Source organism: Allohahella marinimesophila, from assembly GCF_039538005.1.
Lineage (GTDB): Bacteria > Pseudomonadota > Gammaproteobacteria > Pseudomonadales > Oleiphilaceae > Allohahella > Allohahella marinimesophila.
Window position 1 is genome coordinate 62248 of record NZ_BAABBO010000022.1, and the last position, 25364, is coordinate 87611.

Annotated in this window: 22 protein-coding genes; 4 read left to right on the forward strand and 18 right to left on the reverse strand. The window is 56.9% G+C overall.

Annotation, left to right across the window (positions count from 1 at the left end; all coding sequences use genetic code 11):
• Window positions 1-3: 3 nt before the first annotated feature.
• The 4 genes from msbA to ABD735_RS19230 form a co-directional block, all read right to left on the reverse strand.
• Window positions 4-1857, reverse strand: coding sequence for a lipid A export permease/ATP-binding protein MsbA (gene msbA / locus ABD735_RS19215; RefSeq protein WP_344809542.1), 1854 nt, complete (start codon window positions 1855-1857; stop codon window positions 4-6).
• Window positions 1858-1904: 47 nt separating this feature from the next.
• Complete coding sequence (locus ABD735_RS19220; RefSeq protein ID WP_344809544.1) at window positions 1905-2363, reverse strand: ExbD/TolR family protein; 459 nt, start codon at window positions 2361-2363, stop codon at window positions 1905-1907.
• Entirely contained in the window at window positions 2360-2995 is a 636-nt protein-coding gene (locus tag ABD735_RS19225; protein WP_344809546.1) for a MotA/TolQ/ExbB proton channel family protein, read from the reverse strand. Before ABD735_RS19225 ends, ABD735_RS19220 begins: the two co-directional genes overlap by 4 nt.
• Before the next feature lie 97 nt (window positions 2996-3092).
• Window positions 3093-5633 (reverse strand): DNA internalization-related competence protein ComEC/Rec2, encoded by a 2541-nt coding sequence (locus ABD735_RS19230; RefSeq protein WP_344809548.1) that lies wholly within the window; start codon window positions 5631-5633, stop codon window positions 3093-3095.
• Window positions 5634-5755: 122 nt separating this feature from the next.
• Here ABD735_RS19230 and ABD735_RS19235 point away from each other — a divergent pair, with 122 nt between their 5' ends.
• The gene (locus ABD735_RS19235; protein ID WP_344809550.1) at window positions 5756-6298 is read left to right on the forward strand and encodes a DUF2062 domain-containing protein; all 543 of its coding nucleotides are present in this window, start codon (window positions 5756-5758) and stop codon (window positions 6296-6298) included.
• Between the two features lie 2 nt (window positions 6299-6300).
• A complete protein-coding gene (locus ABD735_RS19240; protein ID WP_344809552.1) occupies window positions 6301-7062 on the forward strand; it encodes a glycerophosphodiester phosphodiesterase in 762 nt (253 codons plus the stop codon).
• Here the strand turns inward: ABD735_RS19240 and sthA are convergent.
• From sthA to ABD735_RS19290, 10 genes are all read right to left on the reverse strand, one after another.
• Entirely contained in the window at window positions 7059-8453 is a 1395-nt protein-coding gene (sthA, locus tag ABD735_RS19245; protein WP_344809554.1) for a Si-specific NAD(P)(+) transhydrogenase, read from the reverse strand. The two genes, ABD735_RS19240 and sthA, sit on opposite strands and share 4 nt — an antisense overlap.
• Window position 8454: 1 nt before the next feature.
• Window positions 8455-8637 (reverse strand): (Na+)-NQR maturation NqrM, encoded by a 183-nt coding sequence (gene nqrM / locus ABD735_RS19250; protein WP_344809556.1) that lies wholly within the window; start codon window positions 8635-8637, stop codon window positions 8455-8457.
• Between the two features lie 23 nt (window positions 8638-8660).
• Window positions 8661-9776 carry an FAD:protein FMN transferase gene (locus ABD735_RS19255; RefSeq protein WP_344809558.1) on the reverse strand — a complete coding sequence of 372 codons (1116 nt, stop codon included), beginning with the start codon at window positions 9774-9776 and terminating at the stop codon, window positions 8661-8663.
• Between the two features lie 6 nt (window positions 9777-9782).
• On the reverse strand, window positions 9783-11009 hold the full coding sequence (nqrF, locus tag ABD735_RS19260) for an NADH:ubiquinone reductase (Na(+)-transporting) subunit F (RefSeq protein ID WP_344809560.1): 1227 nt from the start codon (window positions 11007-11009) through the stop codon (window positions 9783-9785).
• 30 nt (window positions 11010-11039) lie between these two features.
• Window positions 11040-11651 (reverse strand): NADH:ubiquinone reductase (Na(+)-transporting) subunit E, encoded by a 612-nt coding sequence (nqrE, locus tag ABD735_RS19265; RefSeq protein ID WP_344809562.1) that lies wholly within the window; start codon window positions 11649-11651, stop codon window positions 11040-11042.
• Window positions 11651-12316, reverse strand: a complete 666-nt coding sequence (locus tag ABD735_RS19270) for an NADH:ubiquinone reductase (Na(+)-transporting) subunit D (protein WP_344809564.1) — start codon at window positions 12314-12316, stop codon at window positions 11651-11653. The genes nqrE and ABD735_RS19270 overlap by 1 nt, the downstream gene beginning before the upstream one ends.
• Complete coding sequence (locus ABD735_RS19275; protein ID WP_344809566.1) at window positions 12309-13115, reverse strand: Na(+)-translocating NADH-quinone reductase subunit C; 807 nt, start codon at window positions 13113-13115, stop codon at window positions 12309-12311. The genes ABD735_RS19270 and ABD735_RS19275 overlap by 8 nt, the downstream gene beginning before the upstream one ends.
• The gene (locus tag ABD735_RS19280) at window positions 13108-14307 is read right to left on the reverse strand and encodes an NADH:ubiquinone reductase (Na(+)-transporting) subunit B (protein WP_344809568.1); all 1200 of its coding nucleotides are present in this window, start codon (window positions 14305-14307) and stop codon (window positions 13108-13110) included. The genes ABD735_RS19275 and ABD735_RS19280 overlap by 8 nt, the downstream gene beginning before the upstream one ends.
• A 4-nt stretch (window positions 14308-14311) precedes the next feature.
• Window positions 14312-15667 carry a Na(+)-translocating NADH-quinone reductase subunit A gene (locus ABD735_RS19285; protein WP_344809570.1) on the reverse strand — a complete coding sequence of 452 codons (1356 nt, stop codon included), beginning with the start codon at window positions 15665-15667 and terminating at the stop codon, window positions 14312-14314.
• 159 nt (window positions 15668-15826) lie between these two features.
• The gene (locus ABD735_RS19290; protein ID WP_344809572.1) at window positions 15827-17293 is read right to left on the reverse strand and encodes a glyceraldehyde-3-phosphate dehydrogenase; all 1467 of its coding nucleotides are present in this window, start codon (window positions 17291-17293) and stop codon (window positions 15827-15829) included.
• A 296-nt stretch (window positions 17294-17589) separates the two neighbouring features.
• Here ABD735_RS19290 and mfd point away from each other — a divergent pair, with 296 nt between their 5' ends.
• Window positions 17590-21075: a transcription-repair coupling factor gene (mfd, locus tag ABD735_RS19295; RefSeq protein ID WP_344809574.1), complete on the forward strand. Its 3486-nt coding sequence runs from the start codon at window positions 17590-17592 to the stop codon at window positions 21073-21075.
• A complete protein-coding gene (locus ABD735_RS19300; protein WP_344809576.1) occupies window positions 21072-21959 on the forward strand; it encodes a CsiV family protein in 888 nt (295 codons plus the stop codon). The genes mfd and ABD735_RS19300 overlap by 4 nt, the downstream gene beginning before the upstream one ends.
• A gap of 9 nt (window positions 21960-21968) precedes the next feature.
• Here ABD735_RS19300 and ABD735_RS19305 read toward each other — a convergent pair whose 3' ends face one another.
• The 4 genes from ABD735_RS19305 to ABD735_RS19320 all read right to left on the reverse strand — a co-directional run bounded on the left by ABD735_RS19305 (window position 21969) and on the right by ABD735_RS19320 (window position 25231).
• The gene (locus ABD735_RS19305; RefSeq protein WP_344809578.1) at window positions 21969-22730 is read right to left on the reverse strand and encodes an S-methyl-5'-thioinosine phosphorylase; all 762 of its coding nucleotides are present in this window, start codon (window positions 22728-22730) and stop codon (window positions 21969-21971) included.
• A 16-nt stretch (window positions 22731-22746) separates the two neighbouring features.
• Window positions 22747-23286: a L,D-transpeptidase family protein gene (locus ABD735_RS19310; RefSeq protein ID WP_344809580.1), complete on the reverse strand. Its 540-nt coding sequence runs from the start codon at window positions 23284-23286 to the stop codon at window positions 22747-22749.
• Window positions 23286-24092 carry a TetR/AcrR family transcriptional regulator gene (locus ABD735_RS19315; protein ID WP_344809582.1) on the reverse strand — a complete coding sequence of 269 codons (807 nt, stop codon included), beginning with the start codon at window positions 24090-24092 and terminating at the stop codon, window positions 23286-23288. The genes ABD735_RS19310 and ABD735_RS19315 overlap by 1 nt, the downstream gene beginning before the upstream one ends.
• Window positions 24093-24202: 110 nt before the next feature.
• On the reverse strand, window positions 24203-25231 hold the full coding sequence (locus ABD735_RS19320) for a hypothetical protein (protein ID WP_344809584.1): 1029 nt from the start codon (window positions 25229-25231) through the stop codon (window positions 24203-24205).
• Window positions 25232-25364 lie beyond the last annotated feature (133 nt).

Genomic DNA, 25364 nt, shown 5'->3' on the forward strand with positions numbered 1-25364 from the left:
CGCTCATTCGAAGTCGTCAGGCGCCTGATCAGGCCCCTGAGTGGTCCGTGGCGCTTCCTCGCCAGTGATATCGATCGGCCGATCGTTCACCTGCTGGCTGTGCAAGAGAGCGTAGGCGCTCTGCTTCGCCAGCAGCTCGTCATGTGTACCCTGTTCGACGATACGGCCTTCGCTCATGACCACGATGAGATCGGCTTGCTCGATTGTGGACAGGCGATGGGCTATCAGAATGACCGTTCGGCCCTTCATCAAGCGTTCCAGGGCATCCTGAATAGCCCTCTCCGACACGGTGTCCAGCGCGGAGGTGGCCTCATCGAGAATCAGTACCGGGGCGTTCTTCAGCAATGCGCGTGCGATCGCAAGACGCTGGCGCTGTCCGCCGGACAGGCGCTTGCCATTATCCCCCAGGCTGGTATCGAAGCCATCAGGCAATGCTTCGATGAACTCGAGGGCGTTGGCGTCTTTCGCGGCCTGCCGCACAGCTTCTCGGGATACATCGCCGAGATCACCATAAGCGATGTTGTTGTGAACCGTGTCGTTGAACAGAATCGTCTGCTGCGACACCAGCGCGATCTGCTGGCGCAGGCTGTGCAATGTGTAGTCCTGCAGCGGAATATCATCGAGCAGGATCTGCCCCGGTTCGCAATCGTAGAACCGCGGGAGCAGGCTGCTGAGTGTTGACTTGCCACTTCCCGAAGTGCCGACCAAGGCTATGGTCTGACCCGCCTTGATGGACAGTGTGATATCGTCCAGAACGGCCGTCTCCTGTCCAGGGTAAGTGAAGGTGAGATGATTGATTTCGATATCACCTCGGACACGCTCGGCGACGTGGGTACCAGTGTCGGCTTCGCGCGGCTCATCAATCAGCATGAACACATCCTGGGCAGCAGAGATACCGCGCTGGATCACGGCATTCACACTGGTCAGCTGCCGGACCGGTTTGGCACAGGTCACGGCTGCCGTCAGAAAGGCTACAATCGCGCCTGTAGACATATCCCGCAAAATGGCGGGATCAAGTACGACCCAGACGAGAACCGCAATGCAGAGTGAGATGATGATCTGAATAACCGGCGTTGATACCGCCTGCGTCAGGGCCATCTTCAGCGACTGTCGAACGTTATTCTTGCTCACCTTGGTGAAACGGGCCACTTCACGGTCTTCGCCACCAAAGGTCCGCACCACCTGGTAGCCACCAATCAACTCGCCAGTGACATGATTCACATCGCCCATCGACAGCTGGATCTGTTTGCTCAGCTTGTGGAAGCGTCGGGTCACCACACGGATAACGACGGCGATGATCGGCCCGGCAATCAGGAAAATGAGGGTGAGACGCCAGTTTTCATAGAGCATGTAAGCCAGCAGGCCCACGATGGTCAGGCCTTCGCGCAAGATCAGCGTCACCGCATTGGTGGCGGCGAAGGTCACCTGCTCGATGTTATAGGTAAACTTGGCCAGCAGATGGCCCGAGCTGTTGCGGTCAAAGAAGGTCGCGGGCAGACGAATGAGGTTCTGGAACAGCTTCTGCCGCATGTCATGCACGATACCGCGGGACACATTGGCCATGAAGTACTGACCCATAAATGCGCCGAGCCCCCGAAGCATGAACAGCGCGACGATAAGTCCGGCTACCAGCACGCGATTGGCTTCGGTTGGATTCTCGATGCTGTTGATGATGTATTTGAGGCCCGGTGCCATGAGGGCACTGGCGGTCGCATAGATCACGTTGCCAACGATCGCGAGTATGAACCACTTCTTCAGGGTCTTGACGTAACCAAGGATGCGCCGGTAGACCTGCCAGCTCGGATACTCTTCCGCCTCCGATGACAGGCCTTCCAGATTACTTTGTCTATCGGCCACTGCAGGCCTTCTTACCCAAGCCTGCCCTGGTGCAAACATTGCCGGGCTTACTGCGCATCAGCGCCGCCATCAGCTTCGTTGTCACCATCACCAGCGGCCTGAGCTTCAGTCGTGATACTCAACCTGGTAAAGCCAATTTGACCGGCTGCATCCATCGCCCTCACCACGAATTCATGTGGCGTTTGAGCATCTGCGGTAATGATGAATGGCAAGGTCGAATCACCCTCCGACAGCTGTTCGATGGCGCGCTTGAGTGTGATGAGCTGGCTGTTGACCAGGAGACGTTCGTTCACGCGGTATTTACCCTGAGGATCGATAACGACCTCGAGCTGTGTGCTCTCGGCGGCTACAGGGTCACTCGAGGCTTTTGGGAGATCGATCTGCAGGCGCGATTCCTTGGTGAAAGTCGTCGATACCATGAAAAAGATCAGCAGCAGAAAGACGATATCGATCAGTGGCGTGAGGTTGACCGACAGTTCTTCCTTGTGTTGACGCTTGAACTTCACAGTGAGCCAGTCCCCTCGTCAGTGACCTCGCGCTCACCATGGACGACCTCCACCAGCTTGAGCGAGCGCTGCTCGAGCTCGACCACGATTTCATCTACCCGACGCTGGAAATAGCGATGGGCCACCAGCGCCGGTATGGCGACGGTCAGACCTACGGCTGTGGTGATGAGGGCTTTGGAGATCCCGCCGGCCAGCGCCTGTGTATTGCCCGCTCCGGCAATCTGGATTTCGGCAAATACTTCGATCATGCCGATAACCGTACCGAGCAGGCCGAGCAGCGGTGCGACGGCGGCCACGGTACCCAGTGCGGTAAGAAACTGTTCGAGGTCGTGGACGACATGGCTCGCCTCTTCCTCGATACTTTCCTTCATGATCTCGCGACCATGCTTGGCATTGAGCAGTCCGGTTGACAGCAGACGGCCAATTGGCGCCTTTTCCCTGAGATCCTTCAGATAACGGGTGGTGAGCTGCTTGTTCTTGAGCTTGCCCAGCACATCATTGATCACTTCCTGAGGAACGATCTTGCTGTGGCGAAGCGTCCAGAAGCGCTCAAGGATGATGGCGAAGGCAATTATTGAGCAGAGCAGGATGGGTATCATGATGAACCCGCCAGCCATGAGCATTTCCAGCACTGTTTTCTCCCGTTCGTAATTCAGCGGCCGATTATTCGGCGGTCACTCTAGCATAAGTAAGGCTTTGGAAGCATAGACTAATCTCGGCGCCGAGGCTTCAATTCAGCGGCTCGGTAAATTCAAAATAGCCTTGCGTACCGGTATTCCAGATCTCCACCCCTCGTCTGAGCAGCCAGTCGACCGGCTGCTGATGCGGATGGCCGAAGCGATTATTGGCTCCGGCGGGTATCACGACCTGCTCTGGAGTCACCGCACTGATGAATCCGGGCAGAAAGCTCGAGCGGCTGCCATGATGCGGCAGCACCATTATATCCACATCCAGCAGGCTGCCCTGGCCATGATCACTATTATAGTGCCTGACCATCGCCTGCAAGGCGGGTTTTTCGATATCGCCTGTCAACAGGATGGTGTGCTGCGAAGGTGTAGTGATTCGCAGCACACATGACAGGTCGTTACCGGCGAAGGCCGAGCCGACCGATGCCTGCAGTGGCCAAAGCACCTCCACCCGAAAGCCCCTCGAACTGAAGCGCTGACCCGCCAGACACTGGCTGAACAACCCAGGGGTCGGCGTGCTTTCGGTAAGGCCTGCCTGGTCGGGGAAATCGTGGTCCAGGATACGATTGAGCTTGTCGGGCTCGCCGCTGAACTGATGCGCCACATCCAGATGCTGCAATAAAAAGCCCGTGCCACCGGCATGATCATGATCGGCATGACTGACAAAAAGGTAGTTCAGAAACGGACGAGCCTCTGAAGCGCCTAAAGGCTCCTGCTGGCTGACGCGCTGCTTGAGGTATGGCAGTATCTGCTCGGCGGCCGGATTGAAGGGCCGCCCGCCGCCTGGAATGAGGCGACCGCCGCTGAAGCCGCTGCTGACCGGATAGACGGGACCGGTATCAAACAGCAATGAGGTTTCGCCGTCATCCAGTAGAGCGGCATGCCCCTGCCCCACATCGAACACGACGAAGCGCAGCAGAGGCGCCTCTGAGGGTTCGACGAGTCGCGGTGCTGCGGTAGCGACGCCGGTCAGGAGCAGCAATTTGCTCGCATGTAGCCAGGGTGCAAATGGGAGGTGCCAGCACCATAGCGTGGGCAGCGATAGCAGTAACAGGAGGATCAGTGCGCCCGGCGAGAGCGTCTGCGTGGCAAATATCGGGAAGTGTTCGCCGCTGTCTACAATGAGCCAGAATAGATCGAACAGACGGTCACTCAAGTCGATCAGGCGCGTCACCAGTGGCCATTCGCCAGCCACAGCGTTTACCAGCAACGCCAGGAAGCCTGTAGGCACGAGCAACAGCGTCACGAGCGGTATGGCGATGAGGTTGGTCAATAACCCGGCAAGGCTGACCTGCTGGAAAAACACGGCCAGCAGCACGCTCAGGGTGGCGAACAGCTGCCACTGCACTCGCCAGAAGGCTGACAGCCACGCCATGAAGCGCTCGACTTGAGCCTGTAGTCGGTCACGCAAGGTGTTTGCAGAAGGCGCATCCTCCAGAGCAGCACTTAGTCGAAGCCGACCAGACATGACGAGCGCAATGACGGCAACCGCGCCGAAAGACAGCCAGAAGCCGGCACTGATGAAAGCGAAAGGATCGAAAAACAGGCAGGCCGTCAGCGTAATCAGCCAGTAATCGGTGACCGGCACCCGACGGCGCTGCAGAGTGAGCGCGACAAACAGTAAGGCCATGATCGTCGCACGAAGCACAGGGACGGCATAGTCGACGAGCCAGAGATAGCCGAGAAGGCTGAAGACAGTGCCGAGGTAGACGGGAATTCGCCAGGCGGTGAGCCTCAGGCCTCTCGCTGCCAGGCGCAACAACAGCGCGACGAGTGCTGCCATCAGGCCGACATGGAGCCCCGAAATCACCATGAGATGTGACAAACCAGAGACGGACAGGGCTTCGGTCTGGCTATGACTGAACCCACTACGATCACCGAGGAAGAGCGCATGATAGCTCGCAAGATGCGCCGACCGGGCTACGGTAGCCATGAGCGCCTCTCTTGCCTGGGCTCTCAATTGCTGCGACTGCCGCACCGGGAGTGTATGCAGCGCGGTGGCGCTCATCAGCTTCGCTTGTAACGGGCCACCCTGACTCAGCTCACGGTATCGGGTGAGACGCTCGGCCATGGGCGTGGCCACCGGCAGCCGTCGCTTGGCTTTCTGCAGCTCGATGGTCAACTGATAGGCAACACCGGCTACAGGTACTGCGCAGCCTTTGCAGTCGAGCTGGATACGGCGCCCCTGTAGCTCGGGCACACCGGTGCTCTGCTCGACATCGAAACATAGCCGGACAAGACGCGGTGATTTACTCGAGGTCATTTTGCTATTGCTGTCAAAATCGACAGCGCAGAAGTAGCCCGTGACAGGCAACACTTGCTCAGACCCGGCCTGAACAATGGCTTCCGTTGCCTGGTCCATCGACTGATATGGCAGAAGTCGAAGCCCGCCATGCAATGCTCCACTGGCAGCCGCGAGCAGGCACAATAACAACAGCCGCCACTTGCGGCCGAGAAGAAGTAGGCAGAGAAGACTGATTACTGAAGGCAATAAAAGCCACTGCGGCTTCTGACCAACCAGTTCCGGCGCAAAAACAAACACCAGAACGAAGCCAGCCAGATGCAGCACGATCCATGTGCGCATATCGAACATCCTGTTCGTAAAACTTGTGCATTCGCTGCTATTCTAAAGTGAAAGTCGCTGCTATGGTATCGGCCAGCATCGCCAGCTCCCAAAATCACTGTTTTTCGAAACCATCGCGACCCATGCCCAAGAAGCTCATCAAGAAATGGATGCCGAGTCCGGAAAAGATCCAGTCGAACAAGTCGCTCCATTTTCTGGGCGATGTGCTGCATGATCCAAATCTCTGGCACATCAACCGTCGATCTGTCTCGAGGGCTTTTCTGAATGGCCTGTTTTTCGCGTTCATTCCCATGCCCGCGCAAATGGCCTTTGCCGCCTTCGTGTCTATCTGGCTGCGCAGCAACCTGCCGCTGTCGTGTGCACTGGTCTGGATCAGCAACCCGCTCACCATGCCGCCTCTGTTTTACGCCAACTATGTGATCGGGGCCTGGCTCATGGGCATCGAGCCGCAGCCTTTCGCCTTCGAGCCAACCTTCGACTGGTTCCTGTCCAAGCTTGGGGACATTGGGGCGCCGCTCTACCTGGGCTCCTTCGTGGTCGCCATCGTGGCCAGTATAGGGGGTTACTTCGCGGTCGACCTGCTGTGGCGGCGAACCATCGCTCAGAGCTGGAAGTTGAGAAAGCTGCGCCGCAAGGCAGATCCAGACGCTGGGGAGGATGCCTGATCATGTCTGAGAACCCCATTCTGATTGGCCATCGCGGTGCGAGAGGCGAGGCGCCTGAGAACACCCTCCAGGGTTTCGAATGGGCCTGGACGAATGGCATCCGCAGCTTTGAATTCGATCTGCAGCTCTCGGCTGACGGTGAGCTGTTCATCCTGCATGATGAAGACCTGATCAGAACCTGTGGCGTGGCCGGTCGGGCCGCGGACTTATCCCTTGAAGCGCTTCGAGCGTTCGATGGCCGCAAGGTCGGACCACCCTGGCCGGCGCCCTGCCGCATTCCGGCACTGCAGGAGGTGCTTGACCTGCTCTTGCAGGCCCCGGAGCAAGTGGAGCAGGTTCAGCTTGAAGTGAAAACGACTGACACGGCCACGCTCAAGCGTCTTTGCGACCGACTGAGTGCCGCGCTGGCGAGCCTGCCGAAGACCTTATTGACGAAGTGTGTTGTGACCAGCTTCAACCCGCTGGTGCCAGGACTGATTCAGGCCGCGGATGTGACCGGACTCAGGCAAGGGCTGGCTGTAGAGGACAAGCCGGTATTGCAGGCGCTGCTGACGAATTCAATGTCAGGACTCGACCTTGTCGCCTTGAACCATCAGATGGTAACGGGGGAAGTCGTCCAGCGTTTACGCCACATGGGCCTTGAAGTATCGTGCTGGACGGTTAACGCCAGCCAGGACTGGCAGCGAGTCTGTGCCGCCGGGGTAGATTCCGTCATAACGGACCATCCACTCCGAATGCAGCAGATCCAACAACACCAGTTCTAGAAGATCCGGTTAAGACCGTTGAGTGCAGCCACTCGATAGGCTTCGGCCATGGTTGGATAGTTGAAGGTCGTATTGATGAAATACTCAAGCGTGTTGAGCTCGCCCGGCTGGCTCATGATGGCCTGACCAATGTGAACGATCTCCGAAGCCTGGTCACCAAAGCAGTGAATGCCCAACAGCTCTTTCGTTTCTCGATGAAACAGAATCTTCAGCATGCCCACTGTGTCGCCAGTAATCTGCGCGCGAGCCAGATGCTTGAAGAAAGCCTGACCAACTTCGTAAGGCACTCGCTGAGCCGTGAGTTCGGCCTCAGTCTTGCCCACTGAACTGATTTCGGGAATGGTGTAGATCCCGGTCGGAACATCGTCCACAAAGCGAAAGTAGGCATCAGACACCAGATCAGAGGCAGCAGAGCGGCCCTGGTCATAGGCTGCACTCGCCAGTGAGGGATAACCGATAACATCACCGACAGCGTAAATATGTGGCAGGGCCGTTCGGTAATGGTCATCCACCTTCAGCTGCCCGCGCGAATTGCATTCGAGACCGACATTTTCCAGGCCGAGATTATCCGTATTACCGGAGCGGCCATTGCACCAGAGAAAGGCATCGGCGCGAATTTTCTTGCCAGACTTCATGGTCAATACGACGCCGGTTTCATTCCCCTCAACCGTTTCATACTCTTCGTTGTGACGCATCAGTACGCCATTGTCGCGAAGGTGGTAGCTCAACGCGTCAGAGATTTCATCGTCAAGGAAACTCAACAACCTGGAGCCTGGATTAATGAGGTCGACCTTGACGCCGAGGCCGACAAAAATTGAAGCGTATTCAGAGCCTATGACGCCAGCACCATAGATGATAAGGGTGCGCGGAGTGTGGCCGAGCTTCAGTATGCTGTCGCTGCAATAGATGCGGCGATGGCTGAAATCAATATCGGGCGGCTGATACGGACGCGATCCCGTCGCAATGACGATCTCCTTGGCCTTGAGCACATCATTGGCAGTGCCGGCACCGCGAATTTCGAGGCGATGCTCGTCCAGGAGGTAGGCCTTGCCGTGATACAGGTCGATGCGATTACGCGCGTAGAAGCCAGTTCGGAGCTTCACCTGCTTGGCAATGACACGTTCAGCGTCCTTGAGCACGCGCGGAAACGAAAACCAGCGCGGCTCACCAATATCCCTGAACATGGGATTGGTATTGAACTGAATGATCTGTCTTACATTATGACGTAGGGCCTTCGACGGAATCGTGCCCCTATGGGCGCAGTTGCCGCCGACCTGTTTCTTGTCTTCGATGACCGCTACACGCCGCCCGTGCTTGGCCGCGTTCATGGCCGCGCCCTCACCGGCTGGTCCGGCACCTATGACAACGACGTCATATGTATACTCTGCCATATCAGGCACTTTCCTTGTCGCAGCGCTGCTTGTCGCCGCCGCAGACATCGCATTCCGTTTCCATGCCGAGTGCGCTCATGCCGCCGCAGCTGCCCGAGATGGGTTTGCGGCCGAGCAGAACGCCGACAGACATCAATGCCATGAGCACGAGCATTGCACCAAGAACGATCAGAAATGTTTGCATGGTTTCCTCCAGAGGCTGATTACTTAGCGCTGGTCAGACGCTGACTCGTTCGGCTGCGAAGATTGCAGTACCTCGAGTTGTGGGGATGTCCAGGTATCGAAACCTTCCTTCCCCTTCATTATAAGCAATACAGCAAGATTATGTGACCTTGAGAGTGCTTTGGCGGTCTCAGGACCGACAGCCATCAATGCCGTTGCCCAAGCGTCAGCTACCGCGCAACGCTGAGTGACGACACTGACGGATACGAGGGCATGCTGGATTGGGCGGCCGGTTCGGGGATCGATAGTGTGCGAGTAACGTACACCGTCTTCCTCAAAATAGTTACGATAATCTCCGGACGTAGCGATGGCGGCCTTCTCAAAGGAGAAAACCTCGAATATTTCTCTGACCTCGACTTTCGGCGCTTCAATGGCTATTCGCCATTGCGAGCCATCTGGTTTCAGACCAGACATCCGTAGCTCACCGCCAATATCGACGAGGTAGTCGTCGATATCCTCATTTTCGAGCACTTCAGCGACTTCATCGACGGCGTAACCTTTGGCGACTGCCGACAAATCGACATAAATATCAGACGTCTTACGAATACGCGACTGTTCAGCATCGATATCGAGCTTGTCGAAGCCAGATCCCGCCTGCGCTGCGTCGATGGCGGCTTGAGATGGCTCGCGAGTGATGCGCCCTTGCGGGCCAAAACCCCAGAGATTCACAAGCGAGCCGACCGTCACATCGAGAGCGCCTTTGGATGCCTGATAGACCTCCTGGGAGACCTTCAGGGTCGCCAGTGTATCCGCAGCAACCGTATACCATTCGCCGACGGGACTATTATTGAAGCGGGAGAGCTCCGACTCCGGGTCGTAAGTCGACATGAGCGAGTTAATTCGCTCAAGCTCGGCAAGAATGACAGCGTCTGCTTCTGGAAAGGCCTTACCGCTCCACTTGACTGAGTAACGTGTACCCATGATCGGACCGGAGACTTCCTGCAGTGCGGTGTCCTGGCTGGTGATCCCTTCAGGGTCCGGACCCGGCGCTGAGCCATCACAGGCGGAGCCGAGCAGCAGCACCCCGATCACAGCACAAATACGAAGCGCACTGACTTGATAATGAAAAAAGCAGGCTTGCGCCTGCTTTAGAATCGTCACTGAGAATCAGCCTCCGAAGTCGTCGAGCATGATGTTTTCCTCTTCCACACCAAGATCCTTCAGCATCTTGATGACGGCAGCGTTCATCATCGGCGGCCCGCACATGTAGTATTCACAATCTTCAGGTGCCGGATGGTTCTTGAGGTAATTCTCCAGCAAAACGTTATGAATGAAGCCTGTAGGCCCTTCCCAGTTATCTTCTGGCAAGGGGTCCGAGAGTGCTACATGCCACTCAAAGTTCTCATTCTCTGCTGCGAGCTCGTCAAAATCCTTGACGTAGAACATCTCACGCTTGCTACGAGCGCCGTACCAGAATGAAATCTTTCGCTGCGAGTGAATGCGACGGAGCTGATCGAACAGATGCGCTCGCATTGGCGCCATACCGGCACCACCACCGACAAAGATCATCTCGGCGCCAGTTTCCTTGGCGAAGAATTCACCGAAAGGTCCGAACACAGTCACCTTGTCGCCGGGCTTCAGTGAGAAGATCCAGGACGACATTGCACCAGGCGGATGATCCGATCCTGGCGGTGGCGTTGCAATACGAATGTTGAACTTCAGTACGCCCTGCTCTTCCGGGTAGTTCGCCATCGAATAGGCCCGGATGACCGGCTCCTTGACGGTGGACTTGTACTGCCAGATATTGTGCTTGTCCCAGTCTTCCCTGAAACGCTCTTCGATATCAAAGTCCTTGAAAAGCACTTCATGCGGCGGGGTCTCGAGCTGGACATAGCCACCAGCGCGGAAATCAACGTTTTCACCCTCCGGCAATTTCAGCACGAGCTCCTTGATGAAGGTGGCGACGTTGTGGTTTGACACCACCTCGCACTCCCACTTCTTGACGCCGAAGACTTCCTCAGGCACTTCAATCTTCATATCCTGCTTGACGCTGACCTGACAGGCCAGGCGCCAGCCTTCACGCTCCTCGCGGTTGGTGAAGTGCGTTTTTTCTGTCGGTAGCATACCGCCACCGCCGTCCAGGACCTTGCACTTGCACTGGGCGCAGGTACCACCACCGCCACAGGCTGACGAGAGGAACATGCCCTCATTCGCCAGTGTCTGCAGCAGCTTTCCGCCGGCTTCGGTTGTGATTGCACTGGCAGGATCGTCGTTGACGACAATCTTGACGTCGCCTGTACTGACCAGACGCGACCTGGCCATCAGAATGACCGCCACAAGACTCAGAACGATGACAGTGAACATGCCAACGCCGAGCATAATTTCCGTATCCATGTTTCTACCTCTGTCTGTATGGGAGCCGTTTTACAGGGTGATACCAGAGAACGACATGAAGCCTAGCGACATCAGACCGACCGTGATGAAGGTGATGCCAAGGCCTCTCAGGCCATCGGGAACATCAGAGTACTTCAGCTTTTCGCGAATTCCGGCAAGCGCAATGATCGCGAGTGCCCAGCCAACGCCAGCACCCAGACCATAGACGACACTTTCACCAAATTCGTAGTCCCGCTCTACCATGAACAGCGAAGCACCGAGAATGGCGCAGTTGACCGTGATCAGGGGCAAAAATACCCCTAATGCCGCGTACAGTGCGACGAAATATTTGTCGAGCACCATTTCGAGGATCTGCACGATGGCGGCGATGACGCCAATATAGGTCAACAGACCCAGGAAGCTCAGATCAACATTAGGCAAGCCTGCCCACGACAGCGCACCTTCACGTAACAAGCTGTTGAAAATGAGATTATTCACCGGCACGGTGATCGCCAACACGACGGTAACCGCAATACCCAGACCAATCGCCGCCTCTATTTTCTTGGATATGGCTAGAAAGGTACACATCCCAAGAAAGAAGGCGAGCGCCATGTTTTCGACAAAGATAGCCTTGATGAACAAACTCAGATATTGCTCAAACATCAGAAAGCCTCCCTGACACGATGTGGTGCGAGCTTATAATCCTTGGGCTCGACCTGTTCGATTTTCCAGCTCCGCAAGGCCCAGATCGCTAGCCCGATAATGAAAAATGCACTCGGAGGCAGCAGAAGCAAACCATTTGGCAAATACCAACCACCGTTTGCCTGCAGAGGCAGAATTTCGATACCGAAGAGCTTCCCTGCGCCGAGCAGTTCGCGGAAGAACGCCACGAAAATCAGCAAAACAGCGTAGCCAAGCCCATTGCCAATACCGTCCAGGAAACTCAACACAGGACCATTCTGCATGGCATAGGCTTCAGCGCGACCCATAACGATACAATTTGTAATGATCAAGCCAACGAACACCGACAACTGCTTGCTCATATCATAGGCATATGCTTTGAGCAGTTGGTCTACCACGATAACCAGAGAGGCAATGATCGTCATCTGCACAATGATCCGGATACTACTGGGTATCTGGGAACGGATGACAGAAATGAGTGCACTGGAACAGGCTGTAACAAGCATGACAGCGACGCCCATTACCAACGACAACTGGAGACTGGTCGTTACTGCTAACGCAGAACAAATTCCCAATATTTGAAGGGCGATCGGATTATTGTTGAAGATCGGATCAAAAACGATCTCGGCAACACGATTTTTAGACATTGCGAATCTCTCCGTTCTTTATGCGCTCAAGGAAGGGCTTGAGACCCTGCTCACCGAGCCAATACTGAATCAGGTTCTCGATACCTCGGCTTGTAAGCGTCGCGCCTGACAGTGAATCGACATGATGTTTGGCATTGGGTGCAGATGGATTGACGCCGCCTTTGATCAACCTGATCGCGACATCGCCATCGTCGCCATACACTTTCTTGCCGCTCCACTGGGCCTTCCAGTTCGGATTGTCGACTTCACCACCAAGACCTGGCGTCTCCCCGTGCTCGTAAAACCCGAAACCTGCAATGGTGTTCGCATCCTGCTCGAGGGCCATGAATCCATAGAGTGTGGACCACAGACCGTAACCCCGGACAGGCACGATCACGCGGCTGACTTCACCGTTTTCTGAAGCAAGGTACACTTTCGCGTACTTCTCGACCCGTCCCAGTCCAGCAATATCTTCGGCCTGGCTCAGTGTGTAGGAAGTCCCTTCCCTCGTGGCCACTTTCTGCTGCTGAAACTCTTCGATGTTCTTGAGCCCAATTTCAGACGGCTCGACGAAGCGCCCTGTTTCGAGCTCGATTAGCTTGGGCGTGATACTGGCAAAACTCGTCTCCACTTCATCCTTTGACGAACCGGCTTCAATCATGCCAGCAGCCATCAGAATGTTTTCCTTGACGTTCAGTTCACGATTTTCAGTCTGTACCGGCCGCAGCATGACTGCGGCGGCTGACACCACTACCGAACAGACGATGCAGAGCAGAAACGCGACCGTAAGGGTTTTTCCAGTTGAAGATCCTTTAGCCACGGGCAAGCCTCCGCTTGATATTCGCCTGTACGACGAGGTGATCTATGAATGGAGAGAACAGGTTCGCAAACAGTATTGCGAGCATGATGCCTTCCGGAAACGCCGGGTTGACCACTCTGATAAGCACCGTCATGACACCGATGAGAATACCGAAGATCCATCGGCCCGTATGGGTATGTGATGCAGACACGGGATCTGTCGCCATGAAGAACATGCCGAAGGTCAGACCGCCAATAACGAAGTGCCAGTGCGGTGGCAACGCAAACATCGGGTTCGTATCCGAGCCGACGAAGTTGAGCAGCCCTGCCGTGAGCACTACGCCAAGTACTACGCCAAGGACGATACGAAGTGACGCGATGCCCATCACCAGCAGAATTACACCACCGATAAGGATGGCCAGGTCGCTGGTGCCGCCGATACTGCCCTGATGGAAGCCGAGGAAGGCGTCAAACCAGGTCAGGCTGCCCTGCAAGGCTTCCATACCACCGGAGGCGGCTACGCTCAAGGGTGTGGCACCGCTGAAACCATCTACCGCAGTCCAGACTGAGTCACCGGACATTTGCGCCGGATAGGCGAAGTACAGGAAGGCGCGGCCTGCGAGCGCCGGATTGAGGAAGTTCTTCCCCGTACCACCGAACACTTCCTTGCCGATGACGACACCGAAGATGATGCCGAGCGCCGCCTGCCACAAGGGCAGATCAGGCGGACAGATCAGGGCAAACAGAATGGAGGTGACGAAGAAGCCCTCGTTGACCTCGTGCTTCCTGATGGTTGCGAACACCACCTCACACGCACCGCCGACGATGAACACCGTCATGTAAATCGGCAGAAAATGCATGGCGCCGTAGATCATGTTGTCCCAGATACTGGACGGATCGTTACCGGCGAGTGCGGCAATCAGGGAATATCTCCAGCCCTGATCCATTGCGATTCCCGCCTCGGCCAGATAGGTATTCGCCTGAAAGCCGATATTCCACATGCCGAAGAACATCGCGGGGAATACGCAGGCCCAGACTGTAATCATGATCCGCTTGAGGTCTATACCATCGCGAACATGGGTATTCGCTGCAGTCACGGAACCAGGGGAATAGAAGATCGTATCAACGGCTTCGTAGAGAGGGTACATCTTTTCGAAGCGCCCGCCTTTGTGAAAATTGGGCTCTATCTTGTCGAGAAATGTTCTTAAGCTCATGACATCAACCCTCTTTTTCGATGGTGTCGAGATTACGCCTGAGTATCGGCCCGTACTCGTACTTGCCTGGGCACACGAATGAGCACAGGGCAAGATCCTCTTCATCGAGTTCGAGGCAGCCCAGCTTCTGGGCAACTTCCGTATCACCGACGATCAGCGCACGCAGGAGCTGTGTGGGCAGGATGTCGAGCGGCATGATTCTTTCGTAGGTGCCGATAGGCACCATCGCCCGCTCACTGCCGTTGGTCGTCGTAGTCATATTGAAGCGCTTGCCCGGCATGAGCTTGGACAGGTAGATATTGATGACCGAAAACTTGTTGAGACCTGGAGACAGCCAACCAAAGAGTTCGCGGTGGTGCCCCTCTTCGAGACAGGCGATCTGGTAATCGTAACGACCGAGGTAGTCGACAGAGTCACGGGCAGATCGCCCACCCAGCACCGAGCCTGAAACAGTACGTACATTATCCGAATTCAGTTCGTTTTTCGTCAGCTGGCTGACAGCTGCACCGGTTCGGGTTCGAATCAGCCGTGGACGCTTGACCGCAGGACCGGACAGGGCAACGACACGCTCGACAAACTTGTAGCCCGTGGTAAACAGACGGCCGATGGCAATGACATCCTGATAGCCGACTGTCCAGACACTCTTGAACATGTTCACTGGATCAAGATGATGGATATGCGTCCCAACCAGGCCCGCCGGGTGTGGGCCAGAGAACGTTTCATGCTCCAGGCGGTCCAGCTTTGGCAGCGAAATATCGACGTCGGGCGCGGAACACACGAAAACCTTGCCCTTGGTCAGACGACTCAGGACACGCAGGCCATTCTGAAAATCCTCACTCGCCTGGGCAATGATCACCAGCGGATCGGCCGCCAGTGGCTGTGTGTCCATGACAGATACGAAGATGGAGTGCGGCTCTGCGTCCAGCTCGGGCACCTTGCTGAACGGGCGGGTGCGGAAGGCTGTCCACTCGCCGGATTCCACCAGCAGATCGACGGCCTGCTGGCGTGACAGCGACTCGAGCTGATCAGCGGGATAGTGCGCGAACTGAACCTGACTCTCGCCATCCTCATGCTGATCGACACTGATGACGATGGACTGGAAAACCCGTTTCTCGCCGCGATGAATGGCTTTTACCGTACCTGTGGCCGGTGAAGTGTAGCGCACACCTTCAGTTTTCTTGTCGGTGAACAGCAGCTGACCGCATTGCACGCGATCGCCTTCAGCGACTTCCATCGTCGGCTTCATACCGTTGTAATCGAATCCGACGATGGCGACTTCCGTCACCAAAGCGCCCTGGTCAATAATCTGCTTGGGCTCACCCGATATCGGTATATCGAGACCCTTCTTGATTTTTTTCATTCAGTCAGCCTGTCTTGTCTTGATTGGCCTGCGGTGCAATGTTTCTCGGTCGACAGTATACGTGTCGACACCAGAAAAGCACGTGGCGATCGCCATCACCACCGTCTGCACGCACCAGATTAGCGTGCTCTGGCGGACGCTGCCGCCAGAGGAATGAGATCAGACCGTTGCTGCCGGGAAGACCTTGTACTGCACGCCAGCCATCTGATTCACGATTCGAACGACCTGGGCGCTATAGCCAGCTTCGTTGTCGTACCAGACATAGAGAACGATGCGGTGTCCACTGGCGATAGTCGCCTGTGCATCGACAATGCCTGCGTGACGTGAACCTACGAAATCGGAAGACACCACCTCGGGTGAGTTCACGAAATCGATCTGCTTCTGATATTTCGAATGCAGCGAAATGGTACGCAGGTAATCATTCAGCTCCTCTACGTTAGTCTCCTTATCAAGATTGAGATTGAGGATGGCCATGGACACGTTGGGGATTGGCACGCGGATCGCGTTGCCCGACAGCTTGCCAGCCAGTTCAGGCAGTGCCTTGGCGACAGCCTTGGCAGCGCCTGTTTCAGTGATGACCATGTTCAGGCCGGCACTGCGACCACGTCGGCTACCAGCGTGGTAGTTATCGATCAGGTTCTGGTCATTGGTATAGGCATGAACGGTTTCGACATGACCGTCACGAATGCCGTAACGGTCGTTGATAACCTTGAGTACAGGCGTGATGGCGTTGGTGGTGCAGGACGCTGCCGACAAGATGGTGTCTTCGGCAGTGATCTCTTCGTTGTTGATACCGAACACGATGTTCTTGATATCACCCTTGCCAGGTGCTGTGAGCAGAACGCGAGACACGCCCTTGGCCTTGAGATGCTGACCAAGGCCATCCTTGTCACGCCACACGCCGGTGTTGTCGATGACGATGGCGTTATTGATGCCATAGCTCGTGTAGTCGACGGACTCTGGTGAGCTGGCATAAATGACCTTGATGAAGTTGCCGTTGGCAATGATGCCCTGGTTTTCCTCATCGATGGTGATGGTGCCCTTGAAACTGCCGTGGACGGAATCGCGTCGCAGGAGGCTTGCCCGCTTCTCGATGTCGTTCTCAGCCTTTCCTTTTCTCACCACGATGGCACGCAGGCGCAAATTGTCGCCGCCGCCAGCTTTTTCGACCAGAATTCGCGCAAGCAGACGGCCGATACGGCCAAAACCGTAGAGCACGACATCCTTGGATGCCGCACCTGATTCTTCGCGCGGCTTGTGACGATTGACGACGTCCTTGAGTTCTTCGGCCAGAAAATCCTGCAGCGGCTTGCCGCTACCGTGATCGCTGTAACGCACGGCCATCTTGCCGATGTCGATATGGGCAGGACCCAGGTTCAGCTTGTCCAGCGCCAGCAGTACAGGCATGGTTTCGTGAACGGAGAGCTCACGGTTCTCGACCTGACGAACGAAGCGATGCGCCTTCAGCAGGCCGATGACGGACTGATTGATGACTGCTTTGCCATAGATCGACGTAATGACGTTGTACTTGCGATAGAGCCTGCCGATCAGCGGGATCATGGCTTCGGCGACGTTTTCCTTCGCCGTCCAGTCACTAAAACATGCGTCCAGTTTATCTTGACTCACTACAAGGCACCTCGGTTAGTCCGACAGACAGGAGAATGTTAAGACATTCCCGCGCAATGCCGGCAGAGCGTGGTTGGGCTCTGAGTTTAAGCAAAAGAGTGAAAAATTGGGCGCATATTATCGCCGTTCCAGCCCCAGGATGGAAGACCAGCATTGCCATTTATAGCAGCCACAGTACAATCTCCGCCAGCACACCGGCAGAGATGTCATGAAATGAGGCTCAATCGTTGCGTTCCGAAACAGATGCGGCAGCGTATTCTTCGTTTGACTCCAGCAACACTACACAGACCGGACCGATGACAAGCACTTCTCCTGCAAGCCGTTCGACCGCCAGGCGCGAGCCGGACACATCCCTGCCCTTTCCGTTACCCTCCGAGGTCCCGGCGGGGCAGGCTGCGCGCTGGCCGGTGCTGCCTGGTCGCGCGGACGCGATGTTCCTCTCCCGGCTCGAACAGCGGCAGCCGGAAACACTGACAGTGGTGGTGACGCCGGACATGGCGACACTGGAACGACTCGAGGCGGGCCTGGAGCTCTTCCGTCGCCAGGACGAGCGGGAAGCTGCGGCCACGCTTGCCCTGCCAGACTGGGAAACCCTGCCCTACGACAGCTTCTCGCCCCACCAGGATATCGTGAGCCGGCGAATCGCGACCCTGGTCAGCCTGCCGCGGCAGAAAGGCGGGCTGCTGCTGATTTCGGTGGCGACTCTGATGCAGCGCCTGGCTTCAAGACGCCATCTGCTCGGCACCACCCTGTGGATCAAGAAGGGCGATACGATCGATATCGGTAGCTATCGCACGCAACTGGAGCAGGTCGGCTACCGCAATGTGAACACGGTCTTCGAACATGGCGAATTTGCAGTCCGAGGAGCGATCATCGACCTGTTCCCGATGGGTCACGACCAGCCTTTCCGGATCGAGCTATTCGATGATGAAGTGGACAGCCTGCGCTACTTCGATCCGGAGACACAGCGCTCTGGCGATCAGATCGATGAAATAGAATTGCTGCCGGCCTTCGAGTTCCCTTTTGATGAAGCGGCCAGGAATCGCTTCAGACAGAACTTCTATGAAGCCTTTCCGGAATCACCACGTCAGACGCCGGTGTTACGGGATGTCATGGATGGCATCGTCACGCCAGGCATCGAGTACTACATGCCGCTGTTCGACGACGACACCTCAACCCTGTTCGACTATCTGCCGCCGGACAGCCAGCTCTACCTGATGCCGCAGCTGCATGCGCGAGCTGAGGAATTCTGGACCGACGTGCAGTCACGTTTCGACAGCCTTGGCCACGACCGTTTGCGACCTCTGCTGCCACCTCACAAGCTGTACCTGCGCCCGGATGAACTGTTCGCGGCGCTGGCGCGCAAGCCACGCGTAGAGGTCACAGCGAAAGCCGACTCCGAAAAGACCGTAGTTGGCGAACTGCCCGCTGTCGGCGTGGAGACTCAGCAGAGCCAGCCCTTGCAGAAGCTCATCGACGCCGCGGGCAAGGACACCGTCGTGCTCGCTGCCGAGTCTGCCGGGCGTGCAGAAGCCCTGAAGGACCTCTTCGCTGCACACGAGCAGCCGCTCCTGAGTGCTCACAGCTGGCAGGAGGCACTCAGCCGCCCCGGTAGCTGGCAGGTGCTGACAGCAGATATCGATCGTGGCTTTCGCCTGCTCGACCCGGCGGTCCTGCTCATCAGCGAATCGGATCTGTTCGAACTCAAGGTACCCCAGCGTCGGCGTCGCAAGCAGTCGGCCACCGATACCGATGCACTGATCCAGAGCCTGGCTGAACTGAAGGAAGGCATGCCCGTCGTGCATATCGAGCACGGGGTCGGGCGCTTCCACGGCCTGGTCAGCCTCAATGTCGGCGATCAGGAGCAGGAGTTCATCCTGCTGGTGTACGGAGATGATGCCAAACTCTACGTGCCTGTCGCCCAGCTTCAGGTGCTCTCGCGCTACGCCGGGCTCAACGAAGAGTTTGCGCCGTTGCACAGGCTCGGCAATGACAAGTGGCAAAAGGCCAAGCGCGCAGCCCGTGAGAAAATCCGCGATGTGGCGAGCGAGCTGCTGAAAATCTATGCACGCCGCGAAGCTCGTCAGGGTCATGCCTACAAAGTCGAAGAAATCGACTACAACCGCTTTGCCGACGACTTCCCCTTCGAAGAAACGCCTGACCAGACCAGCGCCATAGGGGCCGTAGTCTCCGACCTCAAACGGCAGCAGCCGATGGACCGACTGATCTGTGGCGATGTCGGCTTCGGCAAGACCGAGGTAGCCATGCGCGCCGCCTTCCTCGTCGCGAACGCCGGGCGTCAGGTTGTCGTGCTGGTCCCAACCACCTTGCTGGCACAACAGCACTTCAACAGCTTCCGCGACCGCTTCGCTGGCACAGCCATGCGTATCGAACTGCTCAGTCGCTTCCGTTCGACGCAGGAAATCAAGACTTCTCTGGCGGCCATGAAGGCCGGTCAGGTCGACATCGTGATCGGCACTCACAAGCTCATTCAGAAAGATGTCGAGTTCAAGGATCTCGGCTTGCTGATCATCGACGAAGAACACCGTTTTGGCGTGCAACAGAAGGAGCGGCTGAAGGCGCTGCGTGCGGAGGTTGATATCCTCACCCTGACAGCCACGCCGATACCACGAACGCTGAACCTGTCGCTGCAGGGCGTACGCGACCTGTCGATCATCGCCACCCCGCCGGAACGCCGGCTGGCCGTGAAGACTTTCGTTCACGAGCATGAGGACGGCATCGTCAAGGAAGCGGTCATGCGTGAGCTGCTTCGTGGCGGACAGGTCTTCTACCTCCACAATGAGGTCAAGACCATACAGAGAACGGCAGATGCTATCGCGGAGCTGGTGCCTGGCGCACGGATCTGCGTAGCGCATGGCCAGATGCCTGAGCGCCAGCTCGAAAAGGTGATGTCAGATTTCTATCACAAGAAATATAACGTGCTGGTGTGTACTACCATTATCGAAACCGGCATCGACATTCCCAGCGCGAACACCATCATCATCGATCGGGCAGACAAGCTCGGGCTTGCTCAGTTGCACCAGCTCAGGGGACGGGTTGGCCGCTCGCATCACCAGGCCTATGCCTATCTGTTGACAGTGTCGCCACGCTCGTTGACGGCTGATGCGAGGAAGCGTCTGGAAGCGATCAGCGCGGCACAGGATCTCGGCGCCGGTTTTACCCTGGCGACCCACGATCTGGAAATTCGAGGCGCGGGCGAACTGTTGGGTGCAGAACAGAGTGGCCATATCAACGCCATCGGATTCTCACTCTACATGCAGCTGCTGGACAGCGCAGTCAAAGCCATGCGCGAAGGCAAGGAGCTGTCGCTGGATGATTCGGAGGAGAAGGTCTGCGAAGTGAATCTTCGCGCGCCCGCCCTGCTGCCGGACAGTTATATTCATGACGTACAGTCGCGCCTGGTGCTGTACCAGCGTATCGCTGCAGCGAAGTCGCCGGAGGCGCTCAAGGACCTGCAAGTAGAACTGATCGACCGATTTGGCCTGCTGCCTGATCCGGCGAAGAACCTCTTCCGCCAGGCTGCCATTCGTCTCGAAGCCGATTATATGGGCATCGTGAGAATAGACGCGGGTGAAAAAGGCGGCATGATAGAGTTTGCCGGGAAAACGCGAGTGCAGCCAATGAAGCTGATTGAACTGGTGCAGAGCAAGCCAAAGCGCTATCGGCTCGAGGGTAGCCAGAAACTGCGCGACAACGTACCTTTGGTTGATCCAGAGCAACGCCACCAATGGGCAGAACAGATTGTAAGGATGTTTGCGTGAACCGTTTACGACTACCTGCACGAGCAATGACCTGCGCCGCTGCGATGGCAGCCGCCCTAATATCGAGCCTTGGGCAGGCGCCTGTCCTGGCCGCCGAAAACGAGGCGACCGTCTACCAGCTCGAACTCATCATCTTCCGCAACTATCCCATCAGCGAGTCGGAGCGCTTACTACCGCTGCCGCCGCGCGAAATAGAAACAGGCGATGCAGCTGAAGACATCACGATGGAAGCGGCCTCAGATGACAACGCATTGGCTGACACGGCGATTGAAACGAGTACCGAGCTCTACGGTCCGGAGGCCAGCTTCGGTGCAAAGCGGGCAGATGGCTCACCCCTACTGGAGCCGCGCGACGACGCCATTCCTCTGGGCGACGCAAACGACGACCGCTGGCCATTAATGCTTCGCAAGGACTTCATGCTGAACGATGTGCTGGGCAACCTGGAGCGGGCATATGGCTATAGGGTGCTCTGGCATGGCTCAGTGATGCTGCCGATGGTGAAGCAGCGGGATTATCATTTCACGCTCGAGACGTCCACCCTGGATGATAATCGCTGGTCCCTGCAGGGCCAGCTGCAGTTCAGGTTGTCGCGATTCATGCACATGAATGCGACGCTGGTACTGACCGACCACACCGGCTCACAGGGTGAGCCGGTATATACCACGGAAGATGCTAACGGAACGCTCGGGACAAGCGGCGAAATCTTCGGTCGATATGTATTGCAGCAGTCCAGACGCATGAAATCAGGACAGCTGCATTATATCGATCATCCAGCGATTGGCGTGCTGGCCATGATTCAATCCGTGAGCGAAGACGCTACCCGGCGTGAAGGTCCGGATAACGCCGAGGCGCTGAAGGAAGAGGAACTCGGCGAGGAGGAATAAGCAGCGCTTTCAACGCTGCTGCTGTTCACCAACCAGGGTGGCGATGAGCTGGCGAACATTGGACATACCGTCGAGGACCGCTTGTTCGATATCTGCCATGGTGATCTCACGATCAGGTGCGCCTTCGGCTTTCACCCCCGCAGCCGGATTTACCACCAGACAGAGGCTGGCATATTCCAGTCCCGCCTCTCGCGCCAAAGCCGCTTCTGGCATGCCCGTCATTCCGACCAGGGTACAGCCGTCATTGGCCAGTCGACGGATTTCTGCTGCAGTTTCCAGTCGCGGCCCTTGGGTAGCTGCATAAACACCACCTTGCCTGACCTGAATGCCACTGCTTTTGGCTGCTGACACGATTTGCTCAATCAGCGAAGCCGTGTATGGCCACGAGAAATCGATGTGTTCCACTGCCGAATCGGTGGAAAAGGTGCTGGCCCGTCCCCAGGTGTAATCTATCAGCTGATCGGGCAGAACCAGATCGGTCGGATGCAGGCTGGGGTCGACGCTCCCCACGGCGTTGACACCAATGACCGCTGTCGCGCCCATCTCCTTGAGTGCCCAGATGTTTGCCCGGTAGTTTACCGCATGCGGGGCAATGCCATGAGGATGGCCATGACGAGCAAGGAAAAATGCCGAACGCTGGGGGTGCTCTGAGTGCCCTACTTCCAGAACGGCAGCAGAGGGCTGGCCATAGGGTGTATCAACCAGCTTTTCATTGAGTATTTCGAAGCCTTCAAGCCTGGTCAGGCCAGTTCCACCGATAAAAGCGAGCATTCAATCCCTCGACTGACTAACGGATAATAACGCGGCAGCCGGGCTGCACACGTTCGTAGAGTGCTGTCACGTCATCACTGGCCATACGAATGCAGCCATGTGAGGCGGCAGTACCCAGCAGATGTTCGTCAGCGGTGCCGTGAATATAAATATAGCGCCGCTGCGTGTCGACCCCATCACCACGATTGACGCCAGGTTCGAGACCACACAGCCAGAGTATGCGAGTGAGAATCCAGTCTCTTTGAGGATAGCGCTGGGCAAGATCGGTATCGAAGATCTCACCTGTCCAGCGGCGCCCGGCCAGAACCGCTCTGGACGGCAGATCACGGCCGATGCAGGCGCGGATATAATGCCAGCCGCGCGGTGTCTGCCAGCTACCGTTGCACTCGCCAAGGCCTGCGGTGGCCGTCGATATGCTATATGACGGTCCACAGCTCACGGCGTCGGCCGCGTGGCGCTCCAGTTCAGCGGGTTCACAGGCACTGCAGATCTGCGGATCGGCTGTCAGGCACTCGAGCGTCTGCGTCGCCGCACTGATGCGCAGCAGATTGAGCATCAATGGCCTCGCGGCTTCGACTCGGCCGCCTTGGTGGCAGCCGCCAGTGCAGCCGCGCGTTCATTCTCGTCGAGATGCAGGTCCATCGGCAACGGGCGCGCGCCACGGCGGTCGACAGACGGATGGTCTCGGCGGTCGCCACGCTGCTCACCATCCGGCATGTCTTCTGCCCGACCGCCACCTGCCTTCAGACCGGCCGAAAGGAATCTGACCAGTTCAATCACGATATCCTGCGGGGAACTGGTGATATCGAGTTCATTCTTGAGAATGCTACTGAGCGCTTCAGAAGATGACATCGTAAAGGTCGTGGCGCCGAGCATGAACTGCAGTCGCCAGAAACGCTCTACGCTGGACAGATGTGGCGTGGCCTTTTTCAGCATCTGCATGAACTCGCGGAATTCGAGACTGTAGTTCTGTTCCAGAAATCGACGGAGGTGGCCCTGACTCTGGGTGTAAGCCAGCCCCAGCAGCCGCATGAACACGGCCAGGCCGTTGGCATTGCGCCGGTTCTGAGTCTGCAATATTGACCTGGTCACCACCTGGAGTAGCTCTTCGAGCATGGTGTCTGAATCTTGGGCGTCGATTTCACTCAGGCGCTCACGCAGATTGCGCGTGATAGGATTGAAGAAGCGCGCGAACACTGCCTGAATGAGGGCGTTCTTTGAGCCAAAGTGATAATTGACTGCGGCGAGATTGACGCCGGCCTTGCTGGTGATCTGGCGCAGTGAGGTTTCGGCGAAACCCCGCTCTGCAAAGAGCATTTCTGCGGCATCGAGTATCTTGTCTACGGTATCTGACTGTGCCATCGACTCTGCCATGCTATGATTGGAACGCGATCAGTTCGTTACGAACAACTGTTTGAAACATACGTTTGAAACGCTGTCGTGTCAACCTGTGGAAGTTCGCGCCCCCAGCCCTAGCCGTTATCCTGAAGGTCTCCAAATTCCGTTCGCAGGCGGTGATTGATGGTGACGTAGTCCCGCTTGAGCGAGAGATAAGCAGCTCGCGATAGCATCATGTAGCGTAAATAGAGGCGAATCGCCCCTGCATGACGCATGGCCTTGAGCAATAGGCCCTTCCGGCTGAGCAGTATCAGGCGACCGAATTGCCGATGGCTCAGGGCTTCGAATTCAGCACTCATCATCTGACACTGATAGGCCAGCCCGTTGCGGCCTTCGAGCATGCGAATATGGTTCAGCGCAGCGGCTTCCAGGGACTTGCGTCTTGCCTGAAGCGCGGAATAACTGGAATCCGAAAACAACAGCGATCGTACCGGGCCGATCTGTAGAGCCGTTAGCAGAACGGCACCGCCGAGTAGCGAGCCTGCCAGCCAGGGGTTCAGATTGGCCATCAATGCTGTGAGAAATACGCCGAGGCATAGCAAGGCGCCCAGCCAGAGCAGGTTCGACCGTCGCTTGGCAAGCAACATCTGCGCGGCACCTGGATAGCCGCTCATCTGCAGCACGTCGACATTGAGCAGCTCCAGCGCCTGACACTCCGATATCACCTGCTGAATCAACTTGAGACGGCGAGCCAGGCGGGAACGTTCATGCTCACGCTCTTCGGCGGTAGGGCCAGCTGCCACCACCGGGGCGTCAGCCTGCTGTCGACCGGCAGTGGGATCGACTTCGTACGAGCGTCTCCCTTCACCGGCCCTGTCTGCACTGCGGCGTTCGCGCCAGGCGGCAGCGGACTCCGGAGAGGCCATTTCGCGGGAACCGCCACCTCGGGACATCGGCTCATTCCGACTGATCACCGCTGGCGCATTGCGGCCCGCGCCACTCTGAAGGCTCTGCTCGAGAGACTGCTGCTGCGCGACCTGACTACGCCTTGCGGCCTCCTGCGCGAGCACCTCGCGCGGATCAAGATTCAGAGAGGCCTGTTCGACCATCTGCCTGAGAGCAGTCGGGCTGAGATCGATATCGCCAGGGTTGTGGATCTTCATAAGTCTGAATACTATGCCGGTGAAATGCACACAAACGGGCTGACGCCGCGCTTATATTGTCGCAAACGCCAAATTATTGGCAGCTCTTGCCTATCAGAGCAGCGCCACGCAGTTACTAAGCACGTTTCGCGCC

What these genes read in the sequence shown, in the direction of transcription:
- ABD735_RS19230 (WP_344809548.1), bottom strand. Translation starts at nt 5,633, where the DNA reads ATGCGCACATGGATCGTGCTGCATCTGGCTGGCTTCGTTCTGGTGTTT.
- ABD735_RS19235 (WP_344809550.1), top strand. Translation starts at nt 5,756, where the DNA reads ATGCCCAAGAAGCTCATCAAGAAATGGATGCCGAGTCCGGAAAAGATC.
- ABD735_RS19240 (WP_344809552.1), top strand. Translation starts at nt 6,301, where the DNA reads ATGTCTGAGAACCCCATTCTGATTGGCCATCGCGGTGCGAGAGGCGAG.
- sthA (WP_344809554.1), bottom strand. Translation starts at nt 8,453, where the DNA reads ATGGCAGAGTATACATATGACGTCGTTGTCATAGGTGCCGGACCAGCC.
- nqrM (WP_344809556.1), bottom strand. Translation starts at nt 8,637, where the DNA reads ATGCAAACATTTCTGATCGTTCTTGGTGCAATGCTCGTGCTCATGGCA.
- nqrF (WP_344809560.1), bottom strand. Translation starts at nt 11,009, where the DNA reads ATGGATACGGAAATTATGCTCGGCGTTGGCATGTTCACTGTCATCGTT.
- nqrE (WP_344809562.1), bottom strand. Translation starts at nt 11,651, where the DNA reads ATGTTTGAGCAATATCTGAGTTTGTTCATCAAGGCTATCTTTGTCGAA.
- ABD735_RS19270 (WP_344809564.1), bottom strand. Translation starts at nt 12,316, where the DNA reads ATGTCTAAAAATCGTGTTGCCGAGATCGTTTTTGATCCGATCTTCAAC.
- ABD735_RS19280 (WP_344809568.1), bottom strand. Translation starts at nt 14,307, where the DNA reads ATGAGCTTAAGAACATTTCTCGACAAGATAGAGCCCAATTTTCACAAA.
- ABD735_RS19285 (WP_344809570.1), bottom strand. Translation starts at nt 15,667, where the DNA reads ATGAAAAAAATCAAGAAGGGTCTCGATATACCGATATCGGGTGAGCCC.
- mfd (WP_344809574.1), top strand. Translation starts at nt 17,590, where the DNA reads ATGACAAGCACTTCTCCTGCAAGCCGTTCGACCGCCAGGCGCGAGCCG.
- ABD735_RS19305 (WP_344809578.1), bottom strand. Translation starts at nt 22,730, where the DNA reads ATGCTCGCTTTTATCGGTGGAACTGGCCTGACCAGGCTTGAAGGCTTC.
- ABD735_RS19310 (WP_344809580.1), bottom strand. Translation starts at nt 23,286, where the DNA reads ATGCTCAATCTGCTGCGCATCAGTGCGGCGACGCAGACGCTCGAGTGC.
- ABD735_RS19315 (WP_344809582.1), bottom strand. Translation starts at nt 24,092, where the DNA reads ATGGCACAGTCAGATACCGTAGACAAGATACTCGATGCCGCAGAAATG.
- ABD735_RS19320 (WP_344809584.1), bottom strand. Translation starts at nt 25,231, where the DNA reads ATGAAGATCCACAACCCTGGCGATATCGATCTCAGCCCGACTGCTCTC.